The sequence below is a fragment of the Echinimonas agarilytica genome, from assembly GCF_023703465.1.
Lineage (GTDB): Bacteria > Pseudomonadota > Gammaproteobacteria > Enterobacterales > Neiellaceae > Echinimonas > Echinimonas agarilytica.
Genome location: NZ_JAMQGP010000009.1, coordinates 172,534 through 198,914, shown reverse-complemented (window position 1 = coordinate 198,914; position 26,381 = coordinate 172,534). Strand labels below are relative to the sequence as shown.

Below are 26,381 nucleotides of genomic sequence, written 5' to 3'. Positions count from 1 at the left end.
GCAATGCGGCTCGAATCGGGCTTTTACGGCCCAATTCGCCCTCACCAAGAAGCCGTGCTTTGGCATTCGCTGTTGGGTAGTAAGATTTGTTGCTATGCCAGTGTTTATCGCCTTTGGGGCGGAATCCCACGTCACCTCGAACACGGCCAAGCCAAAACCAACCTTTGGCTTCAATCGCCCGAAACCAAGGATTGCGATAGCCTGCGTCGGTGACAATCAATGGGCAACAATTAACAGGAAGAATACTCGCTAACTCATCGATAAACGGATTGTGACTAACCGGCGAGTTGTATTCAGCAAAGGCAAATACTCGTTCATAAATCGTCACCGAGCGTCCTTCAAAACTCACCGAGGCACGTAGGGTTTGATGGCGCATTTGCTCGCGAACATCCGACCAATCGACCAAGATAATGGGCATTGGATTGGCTCCACACAGCAGCCTTGCATGCCAGCGATAAATGGCGAGTCGCTCTTGATGAAGCGAGCCATTACCAAGCAATCGGTCGATGCGCTTGATGTTGTGTTTGGCGGCGACGGAGCCAGAGATATTGCGCCCAAGCTCAGTGAGCGATAGCTGTTGACCATCAAGCAGAGATTGAACGGCTGTCATCAGCGATTTAAGTCGTTTGTTGTGGACTAAAGGGCATTGATTTTTAAGCAAATCATGTAAGATACGTACGTCACGCATGAGGTGTTTATCTGTTTGTTTTTTGGCGAAAGTAATTCGATCAAATCGCCTCATGCGTGTCTATCTTATTGAAAGGAATCAATATTATGAGGGGATTCCTTAGTTTGGGGCGTTATACGCTTTAGAGGAAATAATGATTCAGAGTATCTACGATCAGATGTGGCAAAGGTTTGAACTAGCATCTGCTCACAATGATTTTGAGCTAGACTCGCATTTAATAGATGTTGCGAATGACTCTCGAAGGGGTATCACTGCTTTAGCATATTTAAAGCAGGGTAACAGCCTCATTCTTGATGAAATTATGAATTTTCAGGAAACAGTACGAGAATTAGAGCCCAACCAGTACTATCACCCGCTTGATGAACTGCACCTTACTGTATTATCAGTGATTTCGTGTGTACCTAAGTTTGAACTGAGTGAAATCAATGTTCATAAGTATGCTGAAATATTTTTTTCAGCTCTGAGTACAATACAGCAAATAGAAATTAAGTATTCCGGTGTTAGCGCATCACCCAATTGCATTGTGCTTCAAGGATTTCCTGCAAATAACGCTTTGGAGGAGTTCAGAAATGAACTTAGGACTCAGTTAAGTGACGCGGGGCTAAGGGTTACTATTGACAGTCGCTATAAACTGGTCACAGCCCACAGTTCTCTAATTCGCTTCAAAACCCCAATTAGCGATGGTCAGCAACTTTTTAAGTTGTGTAAGCAGTATCGAAATCATGATTTTGGTAGCGTCGTTCTGAAAGACTTTGAATTAGTATACAACAATTGGTATCAAAACTTGGCAGTCACAAAATCTTTGGCTCGAGGTTCGGTGCTAGACCAACAACGCGTATAACAAAGCATTGAGTGATTCGCAACGCTTGGCAGTTTCGCTTCGCTCAAGTATAGCCAAGCGCCGCTCACACCTTAATGCGGAGTTAGCTCTCTCATTGCGTAATTCTTACTATGTAACTACAATGTAGTTATGAGTGCATTTAATTTTGAATGGGATCCTGACAAAGCAGAGTCAAACTTCAGGAAACACGGAATTAGCTTTGAAGAAGCTGAATCTGTTTTCTTTGATGAATTTGCCCGCTTGATCTCGGATCCAGATAGTTCTGTGGATGAAGAGCGTTTCATCCTTATGGGGCTGAGTTCGCAGTGGAACACGCTTGTTGTTTGCCATTGTTATCGTGATTTGGGTAATAAGATCCGAATCATCTCAGCTCGTAAAGCAGAGAAGCGTGAACGTAAGCAATATGAGGGGTTTCGACATGCGTGAACAATATGACTTTTCAGAATCGGTGCAAAACCCGTATGCGAAGAAGCTTAAGAAGCAGATCACGATTCGCCTAGATGAAGATGTGATTGAATATTTTAAGCATCTGTCTGAGGCAAATGGGATTCCATACCAAAACCTGATCAACCTTTACTTAAAGGATTGCACCGTCAATCACAAAGAATTGAAGCTTGAATGGACTCCCAAGAGCTAACAAGCCAGTCAACCAAGGCCCAGCAAGCTGGGCGGGACACACAAGGCTAACCCACCTTTTTGCACTGGCGGAGCCAGTTTAGCGCAAAAAGTTGTGTTAACCTTGGTGCCCGTTACTGGTGCGCTGGGGGATCCCCTCATAATTCTGGCATCCCCGTTTGGTGAACCAGCCTGATGTAATGGCCGATAGCCCACCGTATATCGGCGCTGCTGATGGGGTAATCCCGCCATCGTTTTCTAACCTCTCTTCCGAGTCTAATCAAAGATAAAACCCGCCTGTGTTTGATGGTGTTCGCCTGAAATTGTGGCGTCCAATTGCGTTTAATCGCCACCATTCCTAGCAATCGCAAGGCCCATTCAGCGAGCATGGCAATAAGTAATAATATGTCGAATCGTTTGGGGCAACGGCTGTTGCTGTGGCGCAGGCCAAGGCTGTACTTCGGGCTTTTGATGTCCCTGAAGCTTGCTTCAATCTGCATTCGTTTGGCGTAAAGGTTTACCAACTGCTTTGAGGTCATACTTTGCGGCGGTAAGTTGGTGGCTAATAGCCATGGCTCTTTGGCATTCGCTGTTGGGTAGTAAGATTTGTTGCTATGCCAGTGTTTATCGCCTTTGGGGCGGAATCCCACGTCACCTCGAACACGGCCAAGCCAAAACCAACCTTTGGCTTCAATCGCCCGAAACCAAGGATTGCGATAGCCTGCGTCGGTGACAACTAAGGGACAGCAGTTGGAAGGAATAATACTCGCTAACTCATCGATAAACGGATTGTGACTAACCGGCGAGTTGTATTCAGCAAAGGCAAATACTCGTTCATAAAGCGTCACCGAGCGGCCTTCAAAACTGACCGAAGCGCGGAATGTTTGATGGCGCATTTGCTCGCGAACATCCGACCAATCGACCAATCGACCAAGATAATGGGCATCGGATTAGCCCCTCACAGCAGTCTTGCATGCCAGCGATAAATGGCGAGTCGCTCTTGATGAAGTGCGCCATTGCCAAGCAATCGGTCAATCCGCTTGATGTTGTGTTTGGCTGCAACTGAACCAGAGATATTACGCCCAAGTTCAGTGAGCGAAAGCTGTTGACCATCAAGCAGAGATTGAACGGCTGTCATCAGCGATTTAAGTCGTTTGTTGTGGACTAAAGGGCATTGATTTTTAAGCAAATCATGTAAGATAACCGTGTCACGCATGGGGTGTGGTTCTTGTTGTTTTTTGGCGAAAGTAATTCGATCAAATCGCCTTATGCGTGTCTATCTTATTGAAAGGAATCAATATTATGAGGGGATTCCTTAGACTGGTGCGTTACATCATGGAGGGCTTATGCGTAGCATTCTTGCATTAACACTACTTTTATCAATGCCCTTTACCACGATTGCAGATGAAGTAATCACTATTTATGTAAAAGAATCAAATTACTTAATTAGCAATTCTAAAACAGAGCTAACATTTGCTGAGCTAGAGAAGAAATTGAAGTCATTAAATTTTTCAACAGTGATCGTAGATGTTGATTATTGTGCAGCGCCAGAAACTCTGGCTAATGCCTATTTGGCAATATCAAATGCTAAACCTACGCTTAAGGATATCAAGTTGAATCTAAGCGGAAGCCATGAAAATAGTAAGTGCAAAAACGTATAACAAGCGCATCAAGTCGCTTTTTCCGTTTATCATTACACATCATAGTTTGTTTAATGATAGCTATTTAGTATGTGGAGTCAGGGCGTTATCAAAGGGATTAAGAATGGTTCATTACGCTTGCGTTTGTGTTTAGTGATTACGGCGTTCAAGTTGAGTCGTGAGGTCGTCTGGTTTAGACCTTTATTGGGCCCTATAAACCTTGGAGGGTTTTAATGACTGAACAAATCAAGTATTACGAAGACAAGTTGAAGTATGAAATTGATTCTTGGGATTTGTACGAGTCACTTCAAAAGAAATTCAATATTGTGGTTATTGATGCTCGATCTTCTGAAGTATTTGATATTCAACATATCCCGAGTGCGATAAACATTCCTCACCGCACAATGAGCGCGCAAACAACTCAGCATTTAGATAAAGCAGCATTGTATGTGTGCTATTGCGACGGCATTGGTTGCAATGCTTCGACTAAGGGAGCTTTAAATTTAGCCCGGCTTGGCTTTAATGTGAAAGAGCTACTAGGCGGTTTGGATTGGTGGCGTAGAGACGGTTATGCTACTGAAGGCCGTGAAGCTACGCCTGGAAGGCAAGTGGATTGCGGCTGTTAGACAACCCCCTACGCATTAATTTAACTTACAGATGTAAACAGTTTACGGTGTGCTGATTTTCTTTGGCACTCAATATGACGTTGCAACGCGCCGCGATCGAATGATCTATAGCAAATATATGACTCGTTTGTATCTTCGATGTATTTCCTTTGACTGCTATATGCGTCATTATTTGTTTTAATAGTTAAAATAAATAAATCAAGGATATTACGCAATGACCGAGACCCCACACTGGCTAGAGCTTTCTAACTCCAATGGAATGGTAGTGCGGTTGGTTGATGTAGGCGCCAGCATCGCAAGTATTCGAGTGCCGGTAGTAGGAAAAATGCGTGAAGTTGTCGTTGGGAGTGACACACGGGACGATTATTTGTCTAACCCTGCGTTTCTCGGCGCAAATGTTGGGCGTTTTGCGAATCGCATCGCAGGAGGTCAATTTGCGATTAAAGAGCAATCATTCCAGCTCTCGATTAACCAAGCGCCTAATCATCTTCATGGAGCAGGGCAACTCAGTCACAGTACGTGGCAACTTCTTCAATATTCTGCGCACTCAGCAGTATACGAATTTAAGTCGAACGATGGTGACGAAGGCTATCCGGGCAACTTGCAGGTACAAGTGCATTACGAGTTGGGTGACGATAATGACCTGACAATCAGTTATGAAGCTCACGTTGATAAGCCTTGTCCGTTAAACCTCACTAATCATAGTTATTTTAATCTTGATGTAGAGCACGGTACCGTGCATCAGCACCAGCTGAAAATTGCAGCAGATCGCTATCTTCCTGTACGTAGTGATGGTATTCCTGAAGCGCACTTAGAAGCTGTAGAGCATACCAACTTTGATTTTAGAACCTTTAAGGCGGTGGGTGCAGTGCTTCTTGCTGATGAACAACAAAAACGCGTTAAAGGCTACGACCATAGCTTTATGATTGCGCCTTCAGATAATAATACTCCCGCGGCGCAAGTGCTCTCCGCCGATGGCAAAGTGTGCCTTTCGGTTTATACCAGTAAACCAGCTTTACATCTATATACGGGCAACTATCTTGGCGGAGTACCAACACGGACTGGTGAAGGTGTGGACTATCAAGGCATAGCGTTAGAAACCCAATTTCTGCCCGATGCACCGAATCGTAATTGGCCACATCAAACGTGTATCTTGCAGCCGAGCGAAGTTTACAAATACGCCACTCGCTTTCAATTTAGCGTTTAACGACACTTCTACAAATGCTGGCCTGTGATCAGATAATGCTTGTGCAGGCCGTTACAATGATCGTGGTTAAGGCGAATCAAAAGCCTGCTGAAGTTGTTGCAATGTAACCCCAAGCAATGCTTCGCTCACTCGGCTTAGTTGCTTTTTGTTGCCACTAAAATGATATGTGTTGTGATAATGCTCGGTGCTTTGGCCTGGTGATAGTTCGCTGGCATGGGATGAAGTTTCCATTTCGTAAAATGGCCCGGCTTTGCCATCTTGCTGAATACCGTGATTAAAGATGTTTGTCACGTCACCGGCATAGGGGTCAACATCATCGACCCATTCTGAGTTTACATAGGTGCCGTCAGCCGGCGGTTTGAATTGAAACTTGACGACTGTCAACATGTTCAGCTCTGCATTGTAGCTCCCCATAATGGGTTTAGTTTGCGCAGGGCGAATACCAATTTTGTTGAGGTAACTGGCATCTGCTTTGTAAAACACCGTATTGCCCTTAACGCGTGTGTGGCTATGTTTGAGCGGTGTAAAGTATGACGTAATTTCAGCTAGAGGTGGTTCCATAGGAATGGCTACGGTGGCGTTGGGATAAAAGCATCCCAGCTCCCAAATGGCGACTAATCCCTTATCTCGCGAAAGTGTTTTTGTACTGGCATTAGTAAGTTGTGTTTTAGCGCTAAAACCGACTGCATCAAGCGCGAGAGGAATTGGCACCCCTAACGATTCAACAAGCTGCTCTCGGTCGAATAGCTCAATACGCCGATTTACATCAAATGTGAAATCTGTGCCCATGTGATTGGTCAGTTGAATCGTTTTGTTGAACTCTACTTGTTGCGACGATTGCTTCACAACATCAAAGGCGATGTGAGTCATGGCATCAGGATAGTGAATCGTTTCGACTACCTGCTCTTTACCGGGTTTAAAGAATAGGGCGTAAGGACCTTTTTCTGGGCCATACCAAAGCCGACTGACACCTCCCACATTAAGGTTTTGTACGTTACTGAGATCTTGTTGGAGTAATTGCCGGTCCATCCAGCCAATGCTTTGGCCAGAGTCGCCAGCCATGCTGCTGACCATTGCTCGGCCCTGATATTCTGCCAGCACAGCTAAACGACTATTACCGTTCGTTAATATTATGGGCTGGTGCTTTTGTTTTAAAAGTTCGACATCATCGTTGAACGTGACGGCTTGAGTCGCACCTGTGTTGAACAGGGAGAGGGTGAGTGCTGTCAGAGAAAGCGTCGTTCGATTTATCATGATATTTCGCATGGTTAACAATTTACAATGTATTCTAAGGGGATTGAACATTGAAAGTTGAGAGGTATGTCAGCTTTGAAGTACAAGGCGGCAAAGACTGCCACCTTGATATCTGTGAGTTAGAGAGACGGCATGATCAAATCAACATTTAGCGGAGGTTTTGTGTGCTGCATGTAGTGCGGGAGGTGTCGCGTTGCCGCCATGCTCTTCAAGGAAATCGCAGGCCGCTTTAATATCTTGCACAAGTAGTTCAGCCACATTTTGGTTCATGTGCGGTCGAACGACGATTCGCAGACTGTTAATTTCTTGCGCATTGGCTGGCATGGAATAGGCCGACAAAATCCAACCTCGTTCGCGCACTTTGTTCGAGACATCAAATTCGTTATATCGAGTTACAGATTTATCGAGTGTGAGTGCAACAACTGGGATCCGTTGCGTGGCATTCATAATGGTAAATTTGCCGGTTGCTACCAATTCATCTCTAATAAATTCAGCGTGTTCGAGCGTTTTTCTCATGATGCGCGTATAGCCTTCACGGCCCAGGCGCAAGAATTGATAATATTGCACCAACACGGTTGCCGAACTTTTGCTGAAGTTTAACGTGGCTGTTGCGGCTTCACCGCAAAGGTAATTAACGTAAAATACCAAGTCTTCATTGAACACTGAGCGGTCGGCAAAGATGATCCAACCCAATCCCGGTGGTACAAGACCATATTTGTGGCCCGATGCGTTGATTGATTTCACGCGGGGCAAGCGAAAATCCCACTTATACTCAGGATATAAAAATGGGTTTACGAACCCACCTGAAGCGCCGTCGATATGCATTGGGATAGAAATGCCGGTTTTTTCTTCGTAGGCATCAAGCCAGTCATGGATTTCTTGAATATCATCATCTTCACCGGTAAAGGTTTGACCGGCAATTGCAACTACACAAATGGTATTTTCATCGACATACTCGTCTAGATGCTCAGCCGTGAGGCGATAATTCCCCGACTCTAGCGGCACAATGCGTGGCTCCACCTCAAAGTATTTGAGGAATTTTTTCCACACGATTTGAACGTTTCCGCCGGTGACCATGTTTGGCTTGCTGGCATCTTTGCCTGCAGCTTTTCGAGCCTGGCGCCAATTCCATTTGTGAGCCAGCCCCCCGAGCATACACGCTTCAGAAGAACCAATGCATGCTGCGCCGTAAGGTTCTGCATCGCGTGGGCCATTCCACAAATCATGTAACCAATTAACACACCTTGATTCGGTCTTTTTGGTGTGAGGGTACATGTCTGGGTCGGCAAAGTTCCTGAATGAACCGTCGTCAAAAATTTCTTGCGCTTCTGTTTCCATGAAAGTAGTGACAAAAGAAGATAAGTTAAGCATGGGGTTGGCGTCTGTCCAGCACTCACTTTTTACCAGTGCTTTTGCTGCTGTTGGGTCTAACGATTCTTCGGGAAAGGTTGATTCTGGAATATGGATATTGAACTGTTCATACGGGTTGGTGGTGCTCATGGTGCTTTCCTTTTCAAGGTCGAATCGAGGGGGGTGATCGCTTTATCATCAGTGAATGCTTTGTTCAGACTAGACAGGATTCTGCGGTGCGCAAGCAAGCGCTATGAATAGCAAGCTAAATGAGACAATGTTTTGATGAACCATTTTGCCGGTCGCAACGTAACTTTGGTGTTGTTCAATGTGGTTTTAATATGTAGGTGCGATTAATGACACTCACTAAAGCGTGCGAATCTAGAGTGATTGAGATGGCGTGGGAGGATCGGACTCCATTTGAGGCTATAGAAATTCAGTTCGGTTTAGCTGAGCCTGCCGTCATTGAATTGATGCGGAGTCGATTAAAACGTAAAAGCTTTGAGGTATGGCGAACGCGTGTGTCTGGCCGAGAAACCAAACATTTAAAACTTCGTAGGGCAGATGTCAGTCGAGGCTATTGCCCAACTCAATATAAGCACAAGTAAAACACTCAAGGCCGTCAAAGGCTCTCACCAGCAACGCATAGCGCCTTGGCGCTTGCAGTTTGTATGGGCGCGTCTCAGAAACGTTAAACGGTTAATTCATTTAATGTCACAACTCCCATCGTCAGTCCTAGAAATGGGGCACGATAATCATTTAGTATTCCCTTTCGCGTTTTGGTAACTGTTAACAATGTGGGTGCTGATTTGGTATTTAACTGTCTCTGGCTTGGCGGTTAATACATTGGCGAGACTTAACGGTTGTAAAAATTTCTAGTGACTTTTTAGCAAAAGACAGAAACAAGATGAATCGAATCGTTGGGTTAACGTTGGGCTTTGTATTGATGGTGGGGCATGCATTTGCGCAGCCTTGGGAGCGAGAGACTGATTTCAATTTTGATTGGAAATTTACCCTCGTTAACGATACCACATTACCCTCTACAATCCCTTTAGATGACAGCCAATGGCGTACCATTCGACTGCCGCACGACTGGAGTGTTGAGCATTCATTCTCTGATCAATGGGAAGGTGCTACAGGGTATCTGCCCGGCGGTGTTGGTGTGTATCAAAAGCATTTCAAAACGCCAGATAATATGCAAACGAGCAGTGCGTTCGTGTTGTTTGATGGCGTGTACAACAATGCTACATTTTGGCTTAATGGCGTATTGTTGGGAGAAAACCCTTACGGGTATTCTCCCTCACATTTTGATTTAACCCCGCATTTAACCAGCAATGGCCAAGACAACGTGCTTACTGTTCATGTTGACCATTCCCGATATGTTGATAGCCGTTGGTATACAGGCAGTGGTATTTATCGAAATGTAAAATTAGTGACGGTGAACAAGCTTCATATTCCAATATGGGGAACGTTCGTCACCACTCCTGATGTTTCAAGTGAGTCTGCTAGGGTGCATATTGCTGTTGATGTACGTAATCAGTACAGCAACGAACAATCGTTTTCGTTACACACGAACATTGAGGATGCCACAGGCAATATCGTTGCCACCCACAAGCAAACGGTCAACGTGGGTAGCCAATCTAAATCAACGGTGAAACAAGAGCTTGTTGTGCAACAGCCGAACCTCTGGGGCATCGAAACACCCAACATGTATAGAGCCATCACGAGCATTGTACAACATGATGAGATTGTTGATCAGTACACCACGCCATTTGGTATTCGGACGATTGATTTTGTCGTTAATCAAGGCTTTTTCTTAAATGGAAAACCAACATTTATGAAAGGTGTGAGTCTGCACCACGATGGAGGGTTGGTGGGTGCAGCTGTGCCCAAGGGGGTTTGGAAACGCCGCTTACAATTGCTAAAAGACGCAGGGGTTAATGCTATTCGCACAGCACATAATCCTTACTCGCAAGAATTTTTAGACCTTTGTGATGAAATGGGAATACTGGTTCAAAACGAGTTTTTCGACGAATTCGACTACCCAAAAGATAAGCGGTTAAACAAAAATGATCGACACGATGACTATATCTCTCGAGGTTATGACCAGCATTTTCAAGAATGGGGTAAAAGTGATTTAACCCGAACCATGCTCCGTGATAGAAATCATCCGAGTGTTGTGCAGTGGAGTATCGGCAATGAAATTGAATGGACTTACTTAAACTATCGCTACGTGACGGGCTATTGGGATCCTGAAAAACCAGAGCTAGATAATGATAACTTTTGGGGAGGTTTGCCGAAGTTCAGTCCTGAAGAGTTGAAAAAACGCTATGACGAGTCGGCTAAGGGCAAGTACAAGTTACATGAAACTGCAGAAAAATTAGCCAAATGGACGCGAGAATTAGACACCAGCCGCCCCGTCACAACGAATATGATCATACCGCAAGTGAGTCTGGTGACTGGTTATGCCGATGCAGTTGATATTTCAGGGTTCAGTTACCGCAACATCACAATTCCATGGGCACAAACGCACTTCCCAGACAAGCACATCACCATTAATGAAAACCCAGGACTTTGGAGTGACTGGAAACAGGTACTGGACCACCCGGGTGTATTCAGTATTTTTATGTGGACTGGCATTGACTACATGGGTGAACGGCACAACAAATGGCCTGAAAAAAGTGGGTGGGGTGACATGCTCGATCTCGCTGGTTTCAAAAAGCAGGGCTGGAACTATTTTAAAAGTATTTGGGTCAATAAACCTCACTTGTCTTTGGGCACGTTGCCGTTAAAGGGCTCGGGCTTTACAGTGGATGAAATGTCGGGCTTGGCCTTGCCGATTCAAAAAGATCCCAATGGCTGGGGGGGAAGTTTTAAATGGCGCGACTCCAATACGCACTGGAACTATAAAAAAGGCGAGTCGGTATTGGTTGAAGTGGCGTCTAATCACGCAACGGTTGAGCTATTTTTGAACGGGCGATCATTGGGCTTACGAAGTCTATCAGAAAGCGGTAATCGCGTGATGCGTTGGGTTGTGCCCTATGAAAAAGGGACGCTCACGGCGAAGGCGGGCTTTGATGGGCAAGAACAGGAAGTGCACTTATTTAGCGCAGGGAAACCTTCGGCCATCTCTTTGACGGCAGATAAAGAGCAACTCGTTGCAGACGCCTACGACGTTGCACATTTGATGGTTCAACTCATTGATAACAATGGTAGGGCGGTTAAGACCGAAGATGTTCACGTGACTTTTGACATAGACGGGCAGGCCACATTGTTAGGCGTTGATAATGGTGCAGCTGACAACATCCAAGATTTTCAGGCGAGTAGTCTAACCACCTCGGACGGGCGCGCATTGGCCATCATTCAATCGACCAAAATCAAGGGGGTTGTCACAGTTACGGCTAAAGCCGACGGATTTGCTGATCAAACCGTTGTACTAAATATGCGTTAGTTTATTGGGCGGTGGATTCTCTTCAAAGAAGCTGCCGCAATTGATCAACTGCTCAAGGCTTCTGAAAGAAAATCGATCAAGAGTCGAACCTTCGGAGAGAGATGGCGATTTTGAAGGTACAGCGCCCATACGCCTTCGCGCTCACATCGATAGTGCGTTAACACTTCAATTAAGTGGCCGGCTGCCAGATCTTCATGGACGTAGTAGTCCGGCAACTGTACTAATCCTAAGCCGCGTTTAGCGGCGTCTCTCAGCGCCAGACCACTATTTGATTTAACGCGGCCATTGACCCGAATCGACCGTTCTGTCTCGTCTTCAGTGAAACGCCAATAATCAATTGAGCCCATCAAACATTGATGGTGACTAAGCTCCGACAGCGTGTACGGTTCACCATGGCGCTTAATATAAGCTGGGCTTGCGCAGACGTGCAGTTGGCGAGTGGATAACTTTTTAGCCACGAACCTTGAGTCGTCCAAGCGCCCCAGTCGAACGGCAATATCAATGCCTGATTCAATCAGATCCAATTTTTGATTGGTGAGAACCAGTTCTAGATTCACCGCTGGATATTGGCCTAGGAATTGATGCAAAAGCGGCGCAATGTGCTGTTCTCCATACGTTACGGGTGCTGTGATTTTAAGGAGCCCTTTAGGAGAGGACTGCATTTCTGAAACGGCAAGTTCGGCCAAATCTAAGCCTTCCACCACATGTTTGCACTGTTGGTAATACACTTGACCCGCTTCAGTCAGCGATACTCTGCGGGTGGTCCGATATAGAAGTACCACACCTAAATGTTGCTCTAGGGCAGATACTCGCCTGCTGACTTGAGCAACTGAAGTTGACAGCTTCTTGGCCGCGCCGGTAAAACTGTTAGTTTGTGCGACCGACACAAATTCATTCACTCCTTCCCAGCTTGCCACAATGACTCCTTAACGTGCTTATTATTACAAATACGTAAAAGTGATTCCCTATAATGATTGATTATTGTTAAATGTGAAAGGGCTATAATCGTCTGTACTTAAAGCTGTAGTGACGAGGAATAGAACATGACAATCAAAACTTCACCTGGGCAAGAATTCATTAAATCAAAGGCTGCGGTTGCGTGGGCTGCCGGCGAGCCGTTAAAAATGGAAGAAGTCGACGTTCAACTTCCCAAAAAAGGGGAGGTCTTAGTTCGAATCGTTGCTACGGGTGTTTGTCATACCGATGCATTTACCTTGTCTGGTGATGATCCGGAAGGAATTTTTCCATCAATTCTTGGCCACGAAGGCGGCGGAATCGTCGAAATGATTGGTGAAGGCGTGACTAGCGTCTCCGTTGGCGATCACGTGATTCCTCTCTATACCGCAGAATGCGGTCAGTGTAAATTTTGTACTTCGGGTAAAACCAACCTCTGTCAGGCCGTTCGAGAAACACAAGGCAAAGGCCTGATGCCCGATGGCACAACGCGCTTCTATAAAGATGGGCAGCCAATCTATCATTACATGGGCTGTTCAACATTCTCCGAATACACTGTACTGCCTGAAATATCATTGGCGAAAGTAAACCAGGAAGCGCCGCTAGAAGAAGTGTGTTTATTAGGCTGTGGGGTAACTACGGGTATGGGGGCAGTTCTCAACACCGCAAAGGTTGAGCAGGGCGACACTGTGGCAATATTCGGATTAGGCGGTATTGGTTTGTCGGCTATTATTGGTGCGCGTATGGCCGGAGCCAGTCGTATTATTGGCATCGACATTAATGAAAGTAAATTTGAACTCGCCACTAAATTAGGGGCTACCGATCTGGTTAATCCGCAATTATTAGACAAGCCTATTCAAGACGTTATTGTTGAAATGACCGATGGCGGCGTCGACTACTCATTTGAATGTATTGGTAACGTCAATGTCATGCGTCAGGCGCTTGAGTGTTGCCATAAAGGCTGGGGGGAATCCGTGATTATTGGTGTTGCTGGTGCCGGTCAAGAGATTTCAACTCGCCCCTTCCAACTGGTTACAGGACGAGTGTGGCGCGGAAGTGCGTTTGGCGGTGTGAAAGGCCGCTCTGAGCTACCTGAAATTGTGAATCGTTATATGGCAGGCGAGTTTGGTCTGCAAGAGTTTATTACGCACACCATGAGTCTTGACGATATTAACCAAGCTTTTGATCTCATGCATGAAGGAAAGAGTATTCGTACTGTTATTCACATGAACAAATAAATCATTTTAAAAGTAGATCGCCGCACCGTCCTCAGTGCGGCTTTTACGCGCAGAAATAGGTGACGCATGGCATTAGAAAATATCACTCAGAACAAGGTGTTTGGCGGCTGGCACAAACAGTATTTGCATGATTCTGAGGTGCTCAATTGTAGGATGCAATTCGCAATATATTTACCCCCTCAGGCAGCGCCTTCTGCGCCCGTTCCAGTATTGTATTGGTTGTCAGGGTTGACCTGTACAGATCAAAACTTCATGCAGAAATCGGGCGCTTTTCGAATGGCTGCTAAATTAGGATTGGCCATTGTTGCGATGGACACCAGCCCGAGAGGCGAAGATGTTGCAGACGATGACGGTTATGATCTAGGTCAGGGAGCCGGCTTCTACCTCAACGCAACTGAGTTTCCGTGGTCTCGCCACTATCAGATGTACGACTACGTGACTCAAGAGTTGCCCAACCTCATTCAACAGCATTTTCCAGTTTCGTCTGTGAGGTCTATTTCGGGCCACAGTATGGGCGGGCATGGTGCATTAACAATTGGTTTGAAAAATCCAACATTGTACCGTTCAATTTCTGCATTTAGCCCTATAACACATCCAACTCAATGTCCTTGGGGACAGAAAGCGTTTGCGGCATACTTGGGCAGTGATCGAACAACATGGCTGCAGTACGACACTTGTGAATTGATCAAGCGAGTTGATAAGCATGTGCCCGTGCTGGTCGACCAAGGCGAGTCGGATGATTTTCTTGAAGAGCAATTGAAACCAGATTCACTGGTTGCAGTATCTGCCCCTGAAAAAGGTGAGCTGAACGTGCGATTACAGCCGGGTTATGACCACAGCTACTTTTTCATTGCTAGCTTTATTGACGAGCATTTGCAGTTTCATGCAAAGCACATGACTGAGTAAGGTGTAAATGATGAGAGACGCAGGTTCAATCAACGAATGCTCATTTAAGTAGTCTTCTTGAGTCGCCGTAGCGCCAAAGTTTGGAGTTCAGGCGAACTATCTCCTTACGGGCTAAACATACCGGAGACCCCATGGCTTTTGAGCGAATCGTAGGCCTTTTTGTCACAGACAAGACGGAATATCAGAACTATCGAAAAGGAATGTTGCCCATACTGGAGCGCTATGGCGGACAATTTACCTTCGACTTTGAGGTTTCTGCGGTGCTAAAGAGCCCGTCAAATTTGCCGGTAAACCGACTATTCACGCTTCAGTTTCCAAATGAGTCGCTGATGAACGACTTCTTTGCAGACGAAGCTTATCAATCGGTGAGGGAACAGTATTTCGAGCACTCGGTTTCCGATATTACTCCAATCTCAATGCACAAAGTGATCGAGCCTTGATGCTCAGGCGCAACAAGGTTAACCATAGCGGTACTTTATTTCACATCAACTATCAATAGTGCCTTTTTGATTGATTAAAAGCTTTGCCAAACACCGTAATATAGCCCGCTCTAGCAGTATTCTCGGTGCTTCAATTTCCGCGCTTAATGTGGATTTATATGCAAAATATAAATTTATATAAAAATTTCTTTGCGTTAAACAGTGTCATTGTGGAAAATTGCAAACAATTATGTGTAATGGTGATCACGATCAAAGCAGTGAGGATAAGTCATGAACAACCGTGTTCTAACACAACAACAAATATCGGATTTTAACCGCGACGGGTATGTCATTGTTCGCGGGCATTATTCGCCAGAGGAAATTAAATGCCTCCAAGATAAAGCGTTCAATGACGACTCTCTGTACGAACGCGCGTGGCACAAAAAAGACGCCGAAGGTACGGTGAGCAAAGTTTGCCTGTGGCAGGAAACAGGGAATGATTTATACAGCATGTTTTCTCGCGGGCGCCGACTGGCTGAGTCGGTTGAAGCGATATTGGGTGAAGAGGTATATCACACCAGCACCAAAATTATGATGAAAGAACCGTTTGTGGGCGGTGCTTGGGAATGGCACCAGGATTTTGGTTATTGGCACAAAGATAACTATTTACTGCGTTCGGATATCGTGAGTTGCATGATTGGCGTGAACCGCGCAACCATCGAGAACGGCTGTCTTCAAGTATTAAAAGGGAGCCACCAGTTAGGGCGTTTAGATCACAACAAAACCGGCGACCAAAAAGGCGCAGATATGGAGTTTGTTGAACAAGCCATGAAATCTCATGAATTGATTAACGTTGAACTTGAACCCGGTGATGTTTTGTTTTTCCACTGCAACTTACTTCATAAATCGAACCAAAACCGCTCGTCTGAGCCGCGGTGGTCGATGATCTGTGCTTACAACACCTTGAGTAACCGCCCATTCAAAGAGAACGAAGCGAAGGTTTTCCCATTTGAAAAAATAGATGATTCAGCCATTTTGAATTGGTCTGAATAACACCGATTCATTGCTCAAAAGAGATGTAAATATTGTGACGATTAAAAACGTGTTATCGCCGAAGTCTAATCTTGACCCCCATGGGCTGATTGTGGGGCACAATGATTTTAAATACCGAGTAGATACGCAATGGGGAGCCTTGAACCCTAAGGATGTTGCTGTTGAAAACTGCCACGATTTTGCGATGGATTCGCGTGGCCGTATTATTATGGTGACCGATAACCCAAGCAATAACTTTATTGTGTACAACAAAGACGGTAAGTTGCTCGACTCTTGGGGAACGGAATACCCCGGTGCTCATGCTATTGAAGTGGTGCATGAAAACGGCGAAGACTTTATTTATGTGGTTGACTCGGGTTGGATCAGCAATCGAAACTGGGATGGCATATCGACCGATGCATGGGATTCGCCGTTCAATAAAGTCATCGCGCAGAGCGGATTTGTATCGAAACTCACTATCGATGGCCGTTTGATTTTTACCATTGGTCATCCGCAAACTTGCGGCGCATATAAACCAGAGCAACCGTTTAGGCCCACTGATGTAGCCGTGGCAGCAAATGGTGATATCTATATCACTGACGGTTATGGCTCAGATTTTTTACTGCAGTATGACTGCCAAGGTCGATATATTCGCCATTGGGGCGGGCACGATAATCACAATTCAGATCTCAATCTGACCAACACACACGGTATTAGCATTGATCATCGAGACCCTGCTGATCCGCATCTAATTGTGAGTTCTAGGGCCGATCATGTGATGAAATTGTTTTCACTCAACGGCGATTACCGAAGTTCTATTGCAACTCCGGGCGCTTATATTGGCGGCGCAGTGTTTAAAGACGATCATTTTTACGCGCCTGTCTGTTGGTCACATATTGACGGCGCCAATGCAGATGATTCTGGCTTTATTTCTATTTTCGATCGCGACAATCGAGTGGTGTCTAATCCTGGCGGTACTGAACCCATGTACGTCGACGGCGTTCTTCAGCCTATGCAGAGCACATGGGATGTGTTTAATCATTGTCATGGCGTGTGCGTTGATGATGACGAGAACCTTTACGTTGGCCAATGGCGGGCGAACCAATCTTACCCAATTAAACTTGAACGGGTTTAACCCATAAATTGAAGTTCCAACGCTTAGGCTTGTGAAACGTTGGAGCTTTGTTTTGTGCGTGACAACCTTCCACACGCTATAGTCATCGCATCATTTGTATAAAAACTTTCAAATCATGCAGATTGCCCAAGTTGGTGAACCGATCCTCAAAGCCCCAGCCATTGCAGTGACACAGTTTAACTCAGAGCTCGACGCCTTCATTGCTGAGCTTTTAGACTGTATGACCACCGCGAATGGGATTGGTATCGCAGCGCCGCAAGTGTTCGATCCACGCGCTATCATGATCGTTGCCTCACGTCCGAACGAACGGTATCCGCATGCACCAGAGATGGCTCCCTTAGTGATGATAAACCCGACGATTACGGGCACCAATGAGCACATCGAAAAAGCATGGGAAGGGTGTTTAAGTGTACCGGGCATCCGGGGTTTAATTCCTAGGCCCACCGCTGTTTCAATACAGTATCAAGACACAAAAGGTACAGTTCACACGGCCGAGTGGGACGGCTTTTTAGCACGTGTATTTCAACATGAATACGACCACTTGATGGGCAAAACATGGTTAGACCGGCTTGAATCTGTGGCAGATATTTGTGCTGAAACCGTACTTTTACCTCGTATTCGATAACCGTATTGCGACATGTTGTATTGACCACATTCACGACCACTATAACTACAAATAGGGATGTACCATGGCTGGATTGAGCCTGATTGCTTTACTGGATGACATTGCTGCGGTGCTCGATGACGTGGCGCTGATGACCAAGGTCGCGGCAAAAAAAACAGCCGGCGTTTTAGGTGACGACTTAGCGCTGAATGCACAACAAGTGTCGGGAGTCAAAGCCGAGCGCGAGATCCCTGTGGTGTGGGCGGTGGCTAAAGGGTCGTTTCTCAATAAGCTTATCTTGGTGCCGTTGGCGTTACTCCTGAGCTTATTTTTACCCGTTGCCATCACGCTATTGCTTCTCGCTGGGGGGCTGTTTTTATGTTTTGAAGGCTTCGAAAAGGTGTTTCATAAGTGGTTTCATGCCAGTACTGAACATGAACAACAATTGCAGCGTCTTAAGGCAAATTCAGATCAAGATGTTGACCTTGTTGCAATGGAAAAGCAAAAAATCAAAGGCGCAATCCGAACGGATTTCATTTTGTCGGCGGAGATCATCGTGATCTCCCTAGGCACTGTGGCAGACAGCGTATTTGTCACTCAAATATTGGTGGTGGCCAGTATCGCAATCGCCATGACTATTGGTGTGTATGGCTTGGTTGCCGGAATTGTTAAGTTAGACGACGCAGGGTTCTATTTGCTCGCAAAAGCGAACCAAAAGGGCGATGCATCGTTACAGAAGTGGTTGGGGCGTGGACTCATTGTATTTGCCCCTAAGCTCATGAAGTTTTTGGTGATAGTTGGCACCGCGGCGATGTTTTTAGTGGGCGGTGGGATATTGGTTCATGGTATTCCTATGATTGCGGATGTGGCACACCATATTGATCACAATGCCGCCTCTATTTCAAATATAGGCTCGGTACTGAGCAGTGTGATGCCTGTAATAACCAATGCCGTAGTGGGAATTTTGGCCGGAGCGCTGACCATGGCGGTTGTATCAATAATATCGTCGATAGCAAGAATATTGGGCAAGCAGCGCTAGCGCAGCAATGCCCAAGACTAATGGCGCCATTAGTTTAATGTGCGCCTGAACAGGGCAACTGCATCAAGGTACATTTTGAGTGCAAGTTCCGGATCGTACCGGTCGCCTTCATCGCGCATGAATGCATGCTGACCATTGACTTCAAGCCAAGTGAAATTCACATCTTGCTCAATCAACTGCTGATATATTTTTTGCCGACCTTCGGTTGGAACATGAGGGTCCTGTTTGCCCCAAATCATGGCAAGCTCTCCTTGGATATCACCGGCCCGAGTATAGGAGTCATTGCCTTCTTGGCAGGGCAGCGTGTTGGAGTGGATGTCGGTGGCGTACAAACAAAAGGCAGATAATAGCGCGGGGTTGAGTGCGGCTCTGAATGACAAATGGCCGCCAATACAAACCCCCATGGTACCAATGCGCCCGGTACATTTTGCATGGTTGTCAAGGTAGTCAATCATCGCTTCAGTATCGCTGTCATGGTCTTCAAGTGGTTTGGCAAATTTGTCTGCGTTGCCTTTGTCTTTACCTTTATCGTCGTACGCGAGCACTGTACCTCTGGGGTTTAGCTCATGAAATACTTCTGGGACCAACACGATGAACCCGTGACCAGCCATGACAGCGGCTGCGCGAGCGATGGGTGCTGTTTGTTGAAAGATTTCTGAGTAGTAAATAATAGCTGGATATTGGCCTTCAGCAACAGGCGAATATTGATAGCAGCGCATTACGCCCGTGGGTGTGTCGATGTCGACGGTTTGAGTTTCGATGATCATGTTCTAACGTGTTCACTTTAATAACAATCTGCCACTGATAAAAACATGAATTGGGTATTGAGAAAAGCAATTATTGAATTTCTCAACGGGAATTTTACATTTCATTATCGCCGTTACTGGAGCACTAGCATCGCTGCCAATAACAAGTGTAAGCTAGCGACCATTACATTCAATAGGTATCGGTTATATGTCTAAATCTATCTCTCCAGAAACGAAATCTGAAGCGATGCAAGCGGCTAAGTCTACTCAACGGCCAGGGCAAACCAAAGAGCAAACTAAGTTGATTGCTCAAGGCATTGAAAAGGGCATTGCTGAATACAAAAAACAGCATAAAGCAAAAGCGCGTCAGCGAGATAAACAACGCAAGCAGCATAAAGGCCTTGAACAAGCGGTTACTGTAGAACACGCTAAAGCATCTGTTGTTGTCTCTCCTGAAGCATCTAAAAACTGGGTACCTTGGGCATTACTAGTACTCAGTTGGCTAGGTTTTTTAGCGTACTATTTTTCACTTGTTTGAATGATTTAAGCTCAAGGCTAGACCATGAAAAAAAGCGTTGTTGGCATACTGTTGATTGTGTTATCTACCACGGTACAAGCGTTGAACTGGCAAGCTGATGCTCGTGTCGCGGCGCTGTTCGAGAAATACCAACTTGACGGCACGTTCGTATTATATGACGTTCAACGAGAGCAGTATTCAGGGTTTAACTTAGCGCGAGCTGAAACCCGATTTATACCGGCATCGACTTTTAAAATTGTGAATAGCTTGATTGGCTTGACAGTGGGAGCGGTGAAAGACGTTCACCACAAATTGCCCTATGGTGGACAACCACAATATTTAAAGGTGTGGGAACAAGATATGGGCTTGGCTGATGCCATTGCTGTGTCGAATGTTCCAGTGTACCAAGCGTTAGCGCGTCGTATTGGAAAGCAACGAATGCGCCATGCGCTTGAAGCCATTCCATATGGCAATGCCCAAGTGGGCAGCGAGATCGATCAATTTTGGCTTCAAGGCCCTGTTGCTATATCCGCCATTGAACAAGCACATTACTTGGCAAAACTAGCGCAGCTAAAGTTGCCATTTCCTGTGAAGGTTCAGCAAGATGTGGCCGCTATCATTCAACAGCCCACCGCGCCTGGTCGCTTATTGTATGCCAAAACAGGCTGGGCAAGCTCCCCTGAACCCGACATTGGTTGGTGGGTTGGTTGGGTTCAGAAAAACCATGAAATCTATTCATTCGCGCTTAATATTAATATCCAACAATCATCAGACGGTGCTCAACGAAAACACTTAGGCAATGCGATTTTATCGGCATTAGATCTGGTTGAATTTGAACCTGCGCCTACCGACTAAAGTGTTCTCGTGTGGGCGCGGCACAGGTCGGTATCTGAATTGTTTTTAAGCGCGGTGATTAATCCCTCTGAATAGGGTGATGTCCAATGATCTGACAACGGATTAAAAGCAGCTTTCACGTAGGTTGCCTTGCTATGCCCGCCAAGCCAAAGCTGCCCAAATTCCGCCTGCTTCGCCTGTAACACTCCGAACGCATTTTCGGTTGGTTGCGATTGCCACTGTTCGCACTGGCCTTTGGCATCGGCAATGATCGACACGCGAGTAGTAAGCCCCTTTGCATCGCATAAATTTAGGCAAAATTCGTTCATGCCTTTCACTTCAAATGGTACATCTTGCGTGTCTAATTTCACCGCTGAGACCGTTAAATTAGTAATGCACAGGGAGTCAATGGAGTCATGTGTGACGGCCAAATAATCTAATTCTGAATGATATAAAGAGTGATCAATGTAGCGGCCACGATCAACGATGCATGAACCATGATCGTTTCGGTCAAGGCCATTGACTGTGCAGCTGTATTCGTAATGCCCATGCTTTGCCGAGAGATTGATCTGCGACACGGTACCGCTATTTGGGCTATCGCACGCTTGAATGCTTAATTTTAAGTGTCCCCTTGGTACTGTTGATGTTCCGGTCTCAGGTGTGGTTGAGGCTTTGAAAGGCAAACAAGCGATAGTGCACACGGTTATGCAAAGTGATTTCATCATGAAAACGTCATATCCATATTGAACGAGTGACATTACGTTACCGGGTAAATAAGCACGAAATTCGCATCAAATGTGCAAACAATGTGGACTGTTATAAATGGTTAGTGTCGAGACACGCTTGTCGCTATTCGGTGACTCTGTTGTAATACTCGCCTGACTCTCACCTATTCGATGGCATTGCTGGCTCACCCATGAAATTCCTGCACACCTCAGATTGGCATCTCGGACGCCAACTTCATAACTTTTCGCTTATAGACGACCAACAATATGTACTACAACAAATCATCGATTTAGCCGTTGAACATCGTGTCGATGCCGTGGTGGTTGCAGGTGACATTTACGACCGTTCAATACCACCCGCCAATGCGGTGAAGTTATTGGACGATGTGATACACGAATTGATCGAAGTGCACCACATTCCCGTCATTATGATTGCAGGCAACCACGATGGACATGAACGCCTTGGATTTGCATCGCGGCAGCTTAAACAAAGTGGTTTGCACATCGTTGGGCCGTTGGTGGCGAATATCTCAGCTATTACGATCAAAGGTAAGCACACTGACGCTGTGTTTTATGGCGTGCCATATGCGGATCCGGCCACGGTGCGTGATGTGTTCGATTGTGATGCACGAACTCATGAAGAGGCCATGGCGGTGTTGCTAGAACAAGTGATTCAGAGTGATGCCAAAGGTCTGCCCAAGGTTGTGGTAAGTCACTGTTTTATCGCTGGCGGAGAGTCGTCCGATTCGGAACGTCCGTTGAGTATTGGTGGCGCTGACCATGTGAGTGCGGAATTGTTTAAGCCATTTAACTACGTTGCTTTAGGTCACTTGCATGGGCCGCAATTTAAAGGCTACCCGCATATTCGCTATTCAGGCTCGATTTTGAAGTATTCGTTCAGTGAGCAGCACCAAAATAAGTCGGTGACTTTGGTGACTTTAGATCAAAAGGGCATAGCAACCACAGAGTTACTGCCATTGCACGCGCAACGTGACGTGAGAATCATCGAGGGCTTACTTTCTGATTTACTGGAGGTGGGAGTGAGTGACACTCATCGAGATGACTATTTAATGGTTCGCTTACTTGATAAAACCGCCATCTTAGATGCCATGGGCAAACTACGATCAGTATACCCCAATGTGATGCACGTAGAGCGCACTGGGTTATTGGCACAAACCGATACACTCGAACTCAATCGCGATCACCTTGCGAAGAGCGAATTTGCGATGTTTAGAGATTTCTTTGAGCAAGTGAATGGTGAGTCGCTCAGCCCACAGCAAACTGAACTACTTCAGCAAACCATCGAAGAGATTCACCACGCAGAGGATCGCTCATGAAACCGATGAAGCTTACCGTCGTCGCTTTTGGGCCATTCGCTGGTTCTGAATCCATTGAGTTTTCTGCGCTTGGTCAGCATCCACTGTTTTTAATTAATGGCCCAACCGGCGCTGGAAAAACTTCAATCTTAGATGCCATTTGCTTTGCTCTATACGGCAAAACAACGGGCGATGAGCGAGAAGGCAGTCAAATGCGCTGCGATATAGCGCAAGCCGATGTGGTCACCGAAGTGACCTTTGAATTTGAATTGGCGGGTCAACGATATCGCATTCGGCGTGTGCCAGAACAACAACGCCAGAAAAAGAATGGGGATGGGTTCACCACGCAAAAACCGGAAGCACAACTTTGGCGGTTGGATGAGCAACGCTCTGAAACCTTGATGGTTGCTATGAAGGTGTCCGAAGCCACCGCTGAAATAGAAACACTCACTGGTTTGAATGTGGATCAATTTCGGCAGGTCATGGTATTGCCACAGGGAAAATTCAGGCAATTGTTAATGGCAGATTCGAAAGATCGAGAAAAGATTTTCAGCCAATTATTCCAAACGCATATTTACCGTAAAATTGAAGATAAGCTCAAAGCTCAAGCTGCGGGCATTGAAAAACTAGTGAGTGAGCACCGCAATCGCCGCGATGGCATTCTGCTCAACGCTGGTGTGGACTCGGATCAGCACTTAAAACTTGAGTTAGAGCAGGTTAAGCCGGATTTAGAACAAGCTGAATTGCGTAAACAAGGCGCTGCACAAAATGTGGTAGCCACTCAAAATCAATATCAGCGCGGAATGTCATTGCAAGCCGATTTTCAGCAGCTTGACGACATAAAGAACCAACAACATACGCAACAGCAACAACATGACGAGATTGAACATCGCCGATCACTGTTGGTCAATCATACACAAGCGCAACGCATTCAACCTCACCATGCAGCGCTTAAGTTGGCGAATGAGCAAACAACCAAAGCTACACGCCAACTCGCTCAAGAACAAACAACGCTACAACAAAGTACCGAGAAGCTTACAACAGCTCAATTAGAATATGACAAAAACAGTGAACGCGATGCGGAGCTACAGGCTCTACGAGTAGACCGAGAACAGTTGCAGCAGCGTATTCCACTACTCACTGAATTAGATACGATCACGAGCGAACTAGCCAAATCGGAAGCGCTTAAAAAACAACTTACTGACACCGGGCAGCAGCGCAAAGGTGAGCTCGACACACTGTTACAAAAACAGATGCAATCCAATACAACGATTAGACAACTCACAGAAGAGTCTGATGGGCAACTCGAAACGCAAAAAGTGTTAGACGCGCGACTAGTCACAGTGGACACCTACCAACAATGGTCTACTGCGCAACAAGAATTGGCGACCCTGGATCAACAGTTTGAAGCGCAAAAACAAACGGGTACGCAATGTAAGGTAGCCGAACAAACAAAATTGCAATCGCTTCAAGAGCTCCGCTTAATTTGGCATCGCGGTCAGGCTGCGGTATTAGCCCAAGCACTCCGCCCCAATGAACCGTGCAGTGTATGTGGTAGTGTGTCGCATCCGAACCCAGCGCAGTCCGAACATTCAGTGCCCAGTGAGCAGGAGCTGGATACCGCTGAAGCTGACCATAGAGCAGCGCAGTCAGCCTTGCAGCAAGCGCGCGAACAGTATTCAGCGAAACGCGAGCAATACAAACAAAAGCAAATGGTGTTGCAACGTTTACACGATCAATTGGGCGCAGATATTCATTTATCGCCAGATGCGCTCAAGCAAGAAATTGAAGGGCTCAAACAACAGCTTTCAGCACAGCACAGAGCACATGAACAACTTGCTTTGACGCGTGACACTCTGGCGGCGTTGCAGCAATCAGAAACGGCTTTAAGGACTCAACTCGATGAAGATCGCACAGCGTACGAACAGCTCAAAAGTACTTGTGATGGTCTAGTGGGTAGGCGCGAGCAACTGATTAAAACAATTGGCCAACCTAGGCTGTCGCTGGCCGATGTGACATCCAAGTTAAACAAAATAGAACTAGAATCGGCTGCATTGGAGCGCGATATCGCAACCTTTAGCCAAGCGTTTCAACAAGCCACCAACGCGGTTGCTGCGGCTCAAACGGGGGTTAAACTAGCAGCAGGGCAATTGGCAGACGCTGAACGCGCGCAGTCGCAGAGCGATCAATCTTTTGCCGAAGCGCTTGCTAACCAGGCATTCGAGTCGGTGGCTGATTTTGAGGCTGCGTTGCTGCTTGAGCAACAATCCCAATCCTACCAAGCTGAAGTTGAACAATATGACACGCTCAAACAACAGCTGCGCATTCAGTTGGAACAGCTCGAACTGCGCCTCAAATATTTAGTACTGCCAGATGTGCCATCATTGGAAGAAGCGGTAGCTCAGGCGAATTTAAAGCAAAAATCGGCAGAGCAAGAGTGGCAGTTGCGTCACACTCGACATACATTGTTGTTGCAAACCCATCAGCAACTGGCGAAGGCCGACGAAGCGGCTGCCGCGTTAGAAACAGAATACAGTGTGGTGGGCACATTAGCCGCTGTGGCAAACGGCAAAACGGGTAATAAGATAAGTTTGCAGCGCTTTGTTCTGAGCGTGTTGTTGGATGATGTGTTGATGGCTGCAAGCCAGCGTCTTCAGCTTATGAGTAAGGGGCGTTATCAATTGCTTCGTAAAGAGCAGCGCGCTAAGGGGAATAAAGCTTCGGGTCTTGAACTTGAGGTGGAAGATGCGTATTCCTCCAAAGTTCGTTCAGTTGCGACACTCAGCGGTGGAGAGAGCTTTATGGCAGCGTTATCGATGGCACTGGGTGTTTCAGATGTGGTTCAAGCTTACGCCGGCGGTATCCGATTAGACACCTTATTTATTGATGAAGGCTTTGGTAGCTTGGATCAAGAATCACTTGATTTGGCGATTCGAACCTTGGTTGATTTGCAATCGAGCGGCCGCATGATTGGCGTGATTTCTCATGTCACCGAAATGAAAGAACAGATTGCAACCCGTGTGGATTTGCATAAAACTCCGAGCGGTAGTCGCATTTCAATTTCCCTTCCCTAAAACACTCATGCCGTGTCTTTTACTCAAATTTATGAGTGAAGGGCACGCTAGCCTACCTCTCATTAACGGACGTAGACGTTTCATTTTTTTGATCTTGTCGCCAAGACGTATTTAATTCGATTTCAAGACTTATTCAATCATGATTTTAATCAGAGAAACGCCATGACATA

Annotated in this window: 25 protein-coding genes and 1 pseudogene; 19 read left to right on the top strand and 7 right to left on the bottom strand. The window is 46.1% G+C overall.

Going from position 1 to position 26,381, the window contains the following annotated elements:
* Positions 1-688 (bottom strand): IS4 family transposase (locus tag NAF29_RS16600; RefSeq protein ID WP_251262751.1); only part of this gene is annotated, 688 nt, incomplete at its 3' end.
* 133 nt (positions 689-821) lie between these two features.
* On the opposite strand from NAF29_RS16600, the gene NAF29_RS16595 reads away from it, so the two are divergent.
* The 3 genes from NAF29_RS16595 to NAF29_RS16585 all read left to right on the top strand — a co-directional run bounded on the left by NAF29_RS16595 (position 822) and on the right by NAF29_RS16585 (position 2,166).
* Positions 822-1,529: a 2'-5' RNA ligase family protein gene (locus NAF29_RS16595; RefSeq protein WP_251262750.1), complete on the top strand. Its 708-nt coding sequence runs from the start codon at positions 822-824 to the stop codon at positions 1,527-1,529.
* A 129-nt stretch (positions 1,530-1,658) separates the two neighbouring features.
* The gene (locus NAF29_RS16590; RefSeq protein ID WP_251262749.1) at positions 1,659-1,955 is read left to right on the top strand and encodes a BrnT family toxin; all 297 of its coding nucleotides are present in this window, start codon (positions 1,659-1,661) and stop codon (positions 1,953-1,955) included.
* Positions 1,948-2,166, top strand: a complete 219-nt coding sequence (locus tag NAF29_RS16585; protein WP_251262748.1) for a BrnA antitoxin family protein — start codon at positions 1,948-1,950, stop codon at positions 2,164-2,166. Before NAF29_RS16590 ends, NAF29_RS16585 begins: the two co-directional genes overlap by 8 nt.
* Before the next feature lie 136 nt (positions 2,167-2,302).
* Here NAF29_RS16585 and NAF29_RS16580 read toward each other — a convergent pair.
* Positions 2,303-3,360, bottom strand: a pseudogene (locus tag NAF29_RS16580) (IS4 family transposase).
* A 130-nt stretch (positions 3,361-3,490) separates the two neighbouring features.
* Between NAF29_RS16580 and NAF29_RS16575 the strand changes: the two are divergent.
* The 3 genes from NAF29_RS16575 (at position 3,491) to NAF29_RS16565 (ending at position 5,617) form a co-directional block, all read left to right on the top strand.
* Positions 3,491-3,805, top strand: a complete 315-nt coding sequence (locus NAF29_RS16575; protein ID WP_251262747.1) for a hypothetical protein — start codon at positions 3,491-3,493, stop codon at positions 3,803-3,805.
* Between the two features lie 212 nt (positions 3,806-4,017).
* Complete coding sequence (locus NAF29_RS16570; protein WP_251262746.1) at positions 4,018-4,410, top strand: rhodanese-like domain-containing protein; 393 nt, start codon at positions 4,018-4,020, stop codon at positions 4,408-4,410.
* 214 nt (positions 4,411-4,624) lie between these two features.
* The gene (locus NAF29_RS16565; protein WP_251262745.1) at positions 4,625-5,617 is read left to right on the top strand and encodes a galactose-1-epimerase; all 993 of its coding nucleotides are present in this window, start codon (positions 4,625-4,627) and stop codon (positions 5,615-5,617) included.
* A gap of 66 nt (positions 5,618-5,683) precedes the next feature.
* Here NAF29_RS16565 and NAF29_RS16560 read toward each other — a convergent pair whose 3' ends face one another.
* Together NAF29_RS16560 and gad are read right to left on the bottom strand one after the other, a co-directional pair.
* The gene (locus NAF29_RS16560; protein WP_251262744.1) at positions 5,684-6,871 is read right to left on the bottom strand and encodes a DUF6786 family protein; all 1,188 of its coding nucleotides are present in this window, start codon (positions 6,869-6,871) and stop codon (positions 5,684-5,686) included.
* A 141-nt stretch (positions 6,872-7,012) separates the two neighbouring features.
* Positions 7,013-8,371: a glutamate decarboxylase gene (gene gad / locus NAF29_RS16555; protein WP_251262743.1), complete on the bottom strand. Its 1,359-nt coding sequence runs from the start codon at positions 8,369-8,371 to the stop codon at positions 7,013-7,015.
* Between the two features lie 206 nt (positions 8,372-8,577).
* Between gad and NAF29_RS16550 the strand changes: the two genes are divergently transcribed.
* A complete protein-coding gene (locus tag NAF29_RS16550; protein WP_251262742.1) occupies positions 8,578-8,829 on the top strand; it encodes a TIGR03643 family protein in 252 nt (83 codons plus the stop codon).
* Positions 8,830-9,128: 299 nt separating this feature from the next.
* A complete protein-coding gene (locus NAF29_RS16545) occupies positions 9,129-11,672 on the top strand; it encodes a glycoside hydrolase family 2 TIM barrel-domain containing protein (protein WP_251262741.1) in 2,544 nt (847 codons plus the stop codon).
* Between the two features lie 44 nt (positions 11,673-11,716).
* On the opposite strand, the gene NAF29_RS16540 is transcribed toward NAF29_RS16545, so the two are convergent.
* On the bottom strand, positions 11,717-12,589 hold the full coding sequence (locus NAF29_RS16540) for a LysR family transcriptional regulator (RefSeq protein ID WP_251262740.1): 873 nt from the start codon (positions 12,587-12,589) through the stop codon (positions 11,717-11,719).
* Between the two features lie 126 nt (positions 12,590-12,715).
* Here NAF29_RS16540 and NAF29_RS16535 point away from each other — a divergent pair, with 126 nt between their 5' ends.
* From NAF29_RS16535 to NAF29_RS16505, 7 genes are all read left to right on the top strand, one after another.
* On the top strand, positions 12,716-13,864 hold the full coding sequence (locus NAF29_RS16535) for an S-(hydroxymethyl)glutathione dehydrogenase/class III alcohol dehydrogenase (RefSeq protein ID WP_251262739.1): 1,149 nt from the start codon (positions 12,716-12,718) through the stop codon (positions 13,862-13,864).
* A gap of 66 nt (positions 13,865-13,930) precedes the next feature.
* A complete protein-coding gene (fghA, locus tag NAF29_RS16530; protein WP_251262738.1) occupies positions 13,931-14,770 on the top strand; it encodes an S-formylglutathione hydrolase in 840 nt (279 codons plus the stop codon).
* 131 nt (positions 14,771-14,901) lie between these two features.
* A complete protein-coding gene (locus NAF29_RS16525; RefSeq protein WP_251262737.1) occupies positions 14,902-15,210 on the top strand; it encodes a DUF1330 domain-containing protein in 309 nt (102 codons plus the stop codon).
* 270 nt (positions 15,211-15,480) lie between these two features.
* The gene (locus tag NAF29_RS16520) at positions 15,481-16,242 is read left to right on the top strand and encodes a phytanoyl-CoA dioxygenase family protein (RefSeq protein WP_251262736.1); all 762 of its coding nucleotides are present in this window, start codon (positions 15,481-15,483) and stop codon (positions 16,240-16,242) included.
* Positions 16,243-16,282: 40 nt separating this feature from the next.
* Positions 16,283-17,356 carry an NHL repeat-containing protein gene (locus tag NAF29_RS16515; RefSeq protein WP_432763243.1) on the top strand — a complete coding sequence of 358 codons (1,074 nt, stop codon included), beginning with the start codon at positions 16,283-16,285 and terminating at the stop codon, positions 17,354-17,356.
* Positions 17,357-17,471: 115 nt separating this feature from the next.
* On the top strand, positions 17,472-17,981 hold the full coding sequence (gene def / locus NAF29_RS16510) for a peptide deformylase (RefSeq protein WP_251262734.1): 510 nt from the start codon (positions 17,472-17,474) through the stop codon (positions 17,979-17,981).
* A 64-nt stretch (positions 17,982-18,045) separates the two neighbouring features.
* Positions 18,046-18,999 (top strand): DUF808 domain-containing protein, encoded by a 954-nt coding sequence (locus NAF29_RS16505; RefSeq protein ID WP_251262733.1) that lies wholly within the window; start codon positions 18,046-18,048, stop codon positions 18,997-18,999.
* A 29-nt stretch (positions 19,000-19,028) separates the two neighbouring features.
* Here NAF29_RS16505 and NAF29_RS16500 read toward each other — a convergent pair whose 3' ends face one another.
* On the bottom strand, positions 19,029-19,766 hold the full coding sequence (locus NAF29_RS16500; protein WP_251262732.1) for a dienelactone hydrolase family protein: 738 nt from the start codon (positions 19,764-19,766) through the stop codon (positions 19,029-19,031).
* 187 nt (positions 19,767-19,953) lie between these two features.
* Between NAF29_RS16500 and NAF29_RS16495 the strand changes: the two genes are divergently transcribed.
* Positions 19,954-20,283, top strand: a complete 330-nt coding sequence (locus NAF29_RS16495; protein ID WP_251262731.1) for a DUF2956 domain-containing protein — start codon at positions 19,954-19,956, stop codon at positions 20,281-20,283.
* A gap of 24 nt (positions 20,284-20,307) precedes the next feature.
* Positions 20,308-21,117, top strand: a complete 810-nt coding sequence (gene blaOXA, locus NAF29_RS16490) for a class D beta-lactamase (RefSeq protein ID WP_251262730.1) — start codon at positions 20,308-20,310, stop codon at positions 21,115-21,117.
* Here the strand turns inward: blaOXA and NAF29_RS16485 are convergent.
* Positions 21,114-21,821: a hypothetical protein gene (locus tag NAF29_RS16485; protein ID WP_251262729.1), complete on the bottom strand. Its 708-nt coding sequence runs from the start codon at positions 21,819-21,821 to the stop codon at positions 21,114-21,116. The two genes, blaOXA and NAF29_RS16485, sit on opposite strands and share 4 nt — an antisense overlap.
* Before the next feature lie 191 nt (positions 21,822-22,012).
* Between NAF29_RS16485 and NAF29_RS16480 the strand changes: the two genes are divergently transcribed.
* Both NAF29_RS16480 and NAF29_RS16475 read left to right on the top strand, forming a co-directional pair.
* Positions 22,013-23,158, top strand: a complete 1,146-nt coding sequence (locus tag NAF29_RS16480; RefSeq protein ID WP_251262728.1) for an exonuclease SbcCD subunit D — start codon at positions 22,013-22,015, stop codon at positions 23,156-23,158.
* Complete coding sequence (locus NAF29_RS16475; RefSeq protein ID WP_251262727.1) at positions 23,155-26,211, top strand: AAA family ATPase; 3,057 nt, start codon at positions 23,155-23,157, stop codon at positions 26,209-26,211. Before NAF29_RS16480 ends, NAF29_RS16475 begins: the two co-directional genes overlap by 4 nt.
* Positions 26,212-26,381 lie beyond the last annotated feature (170 nt).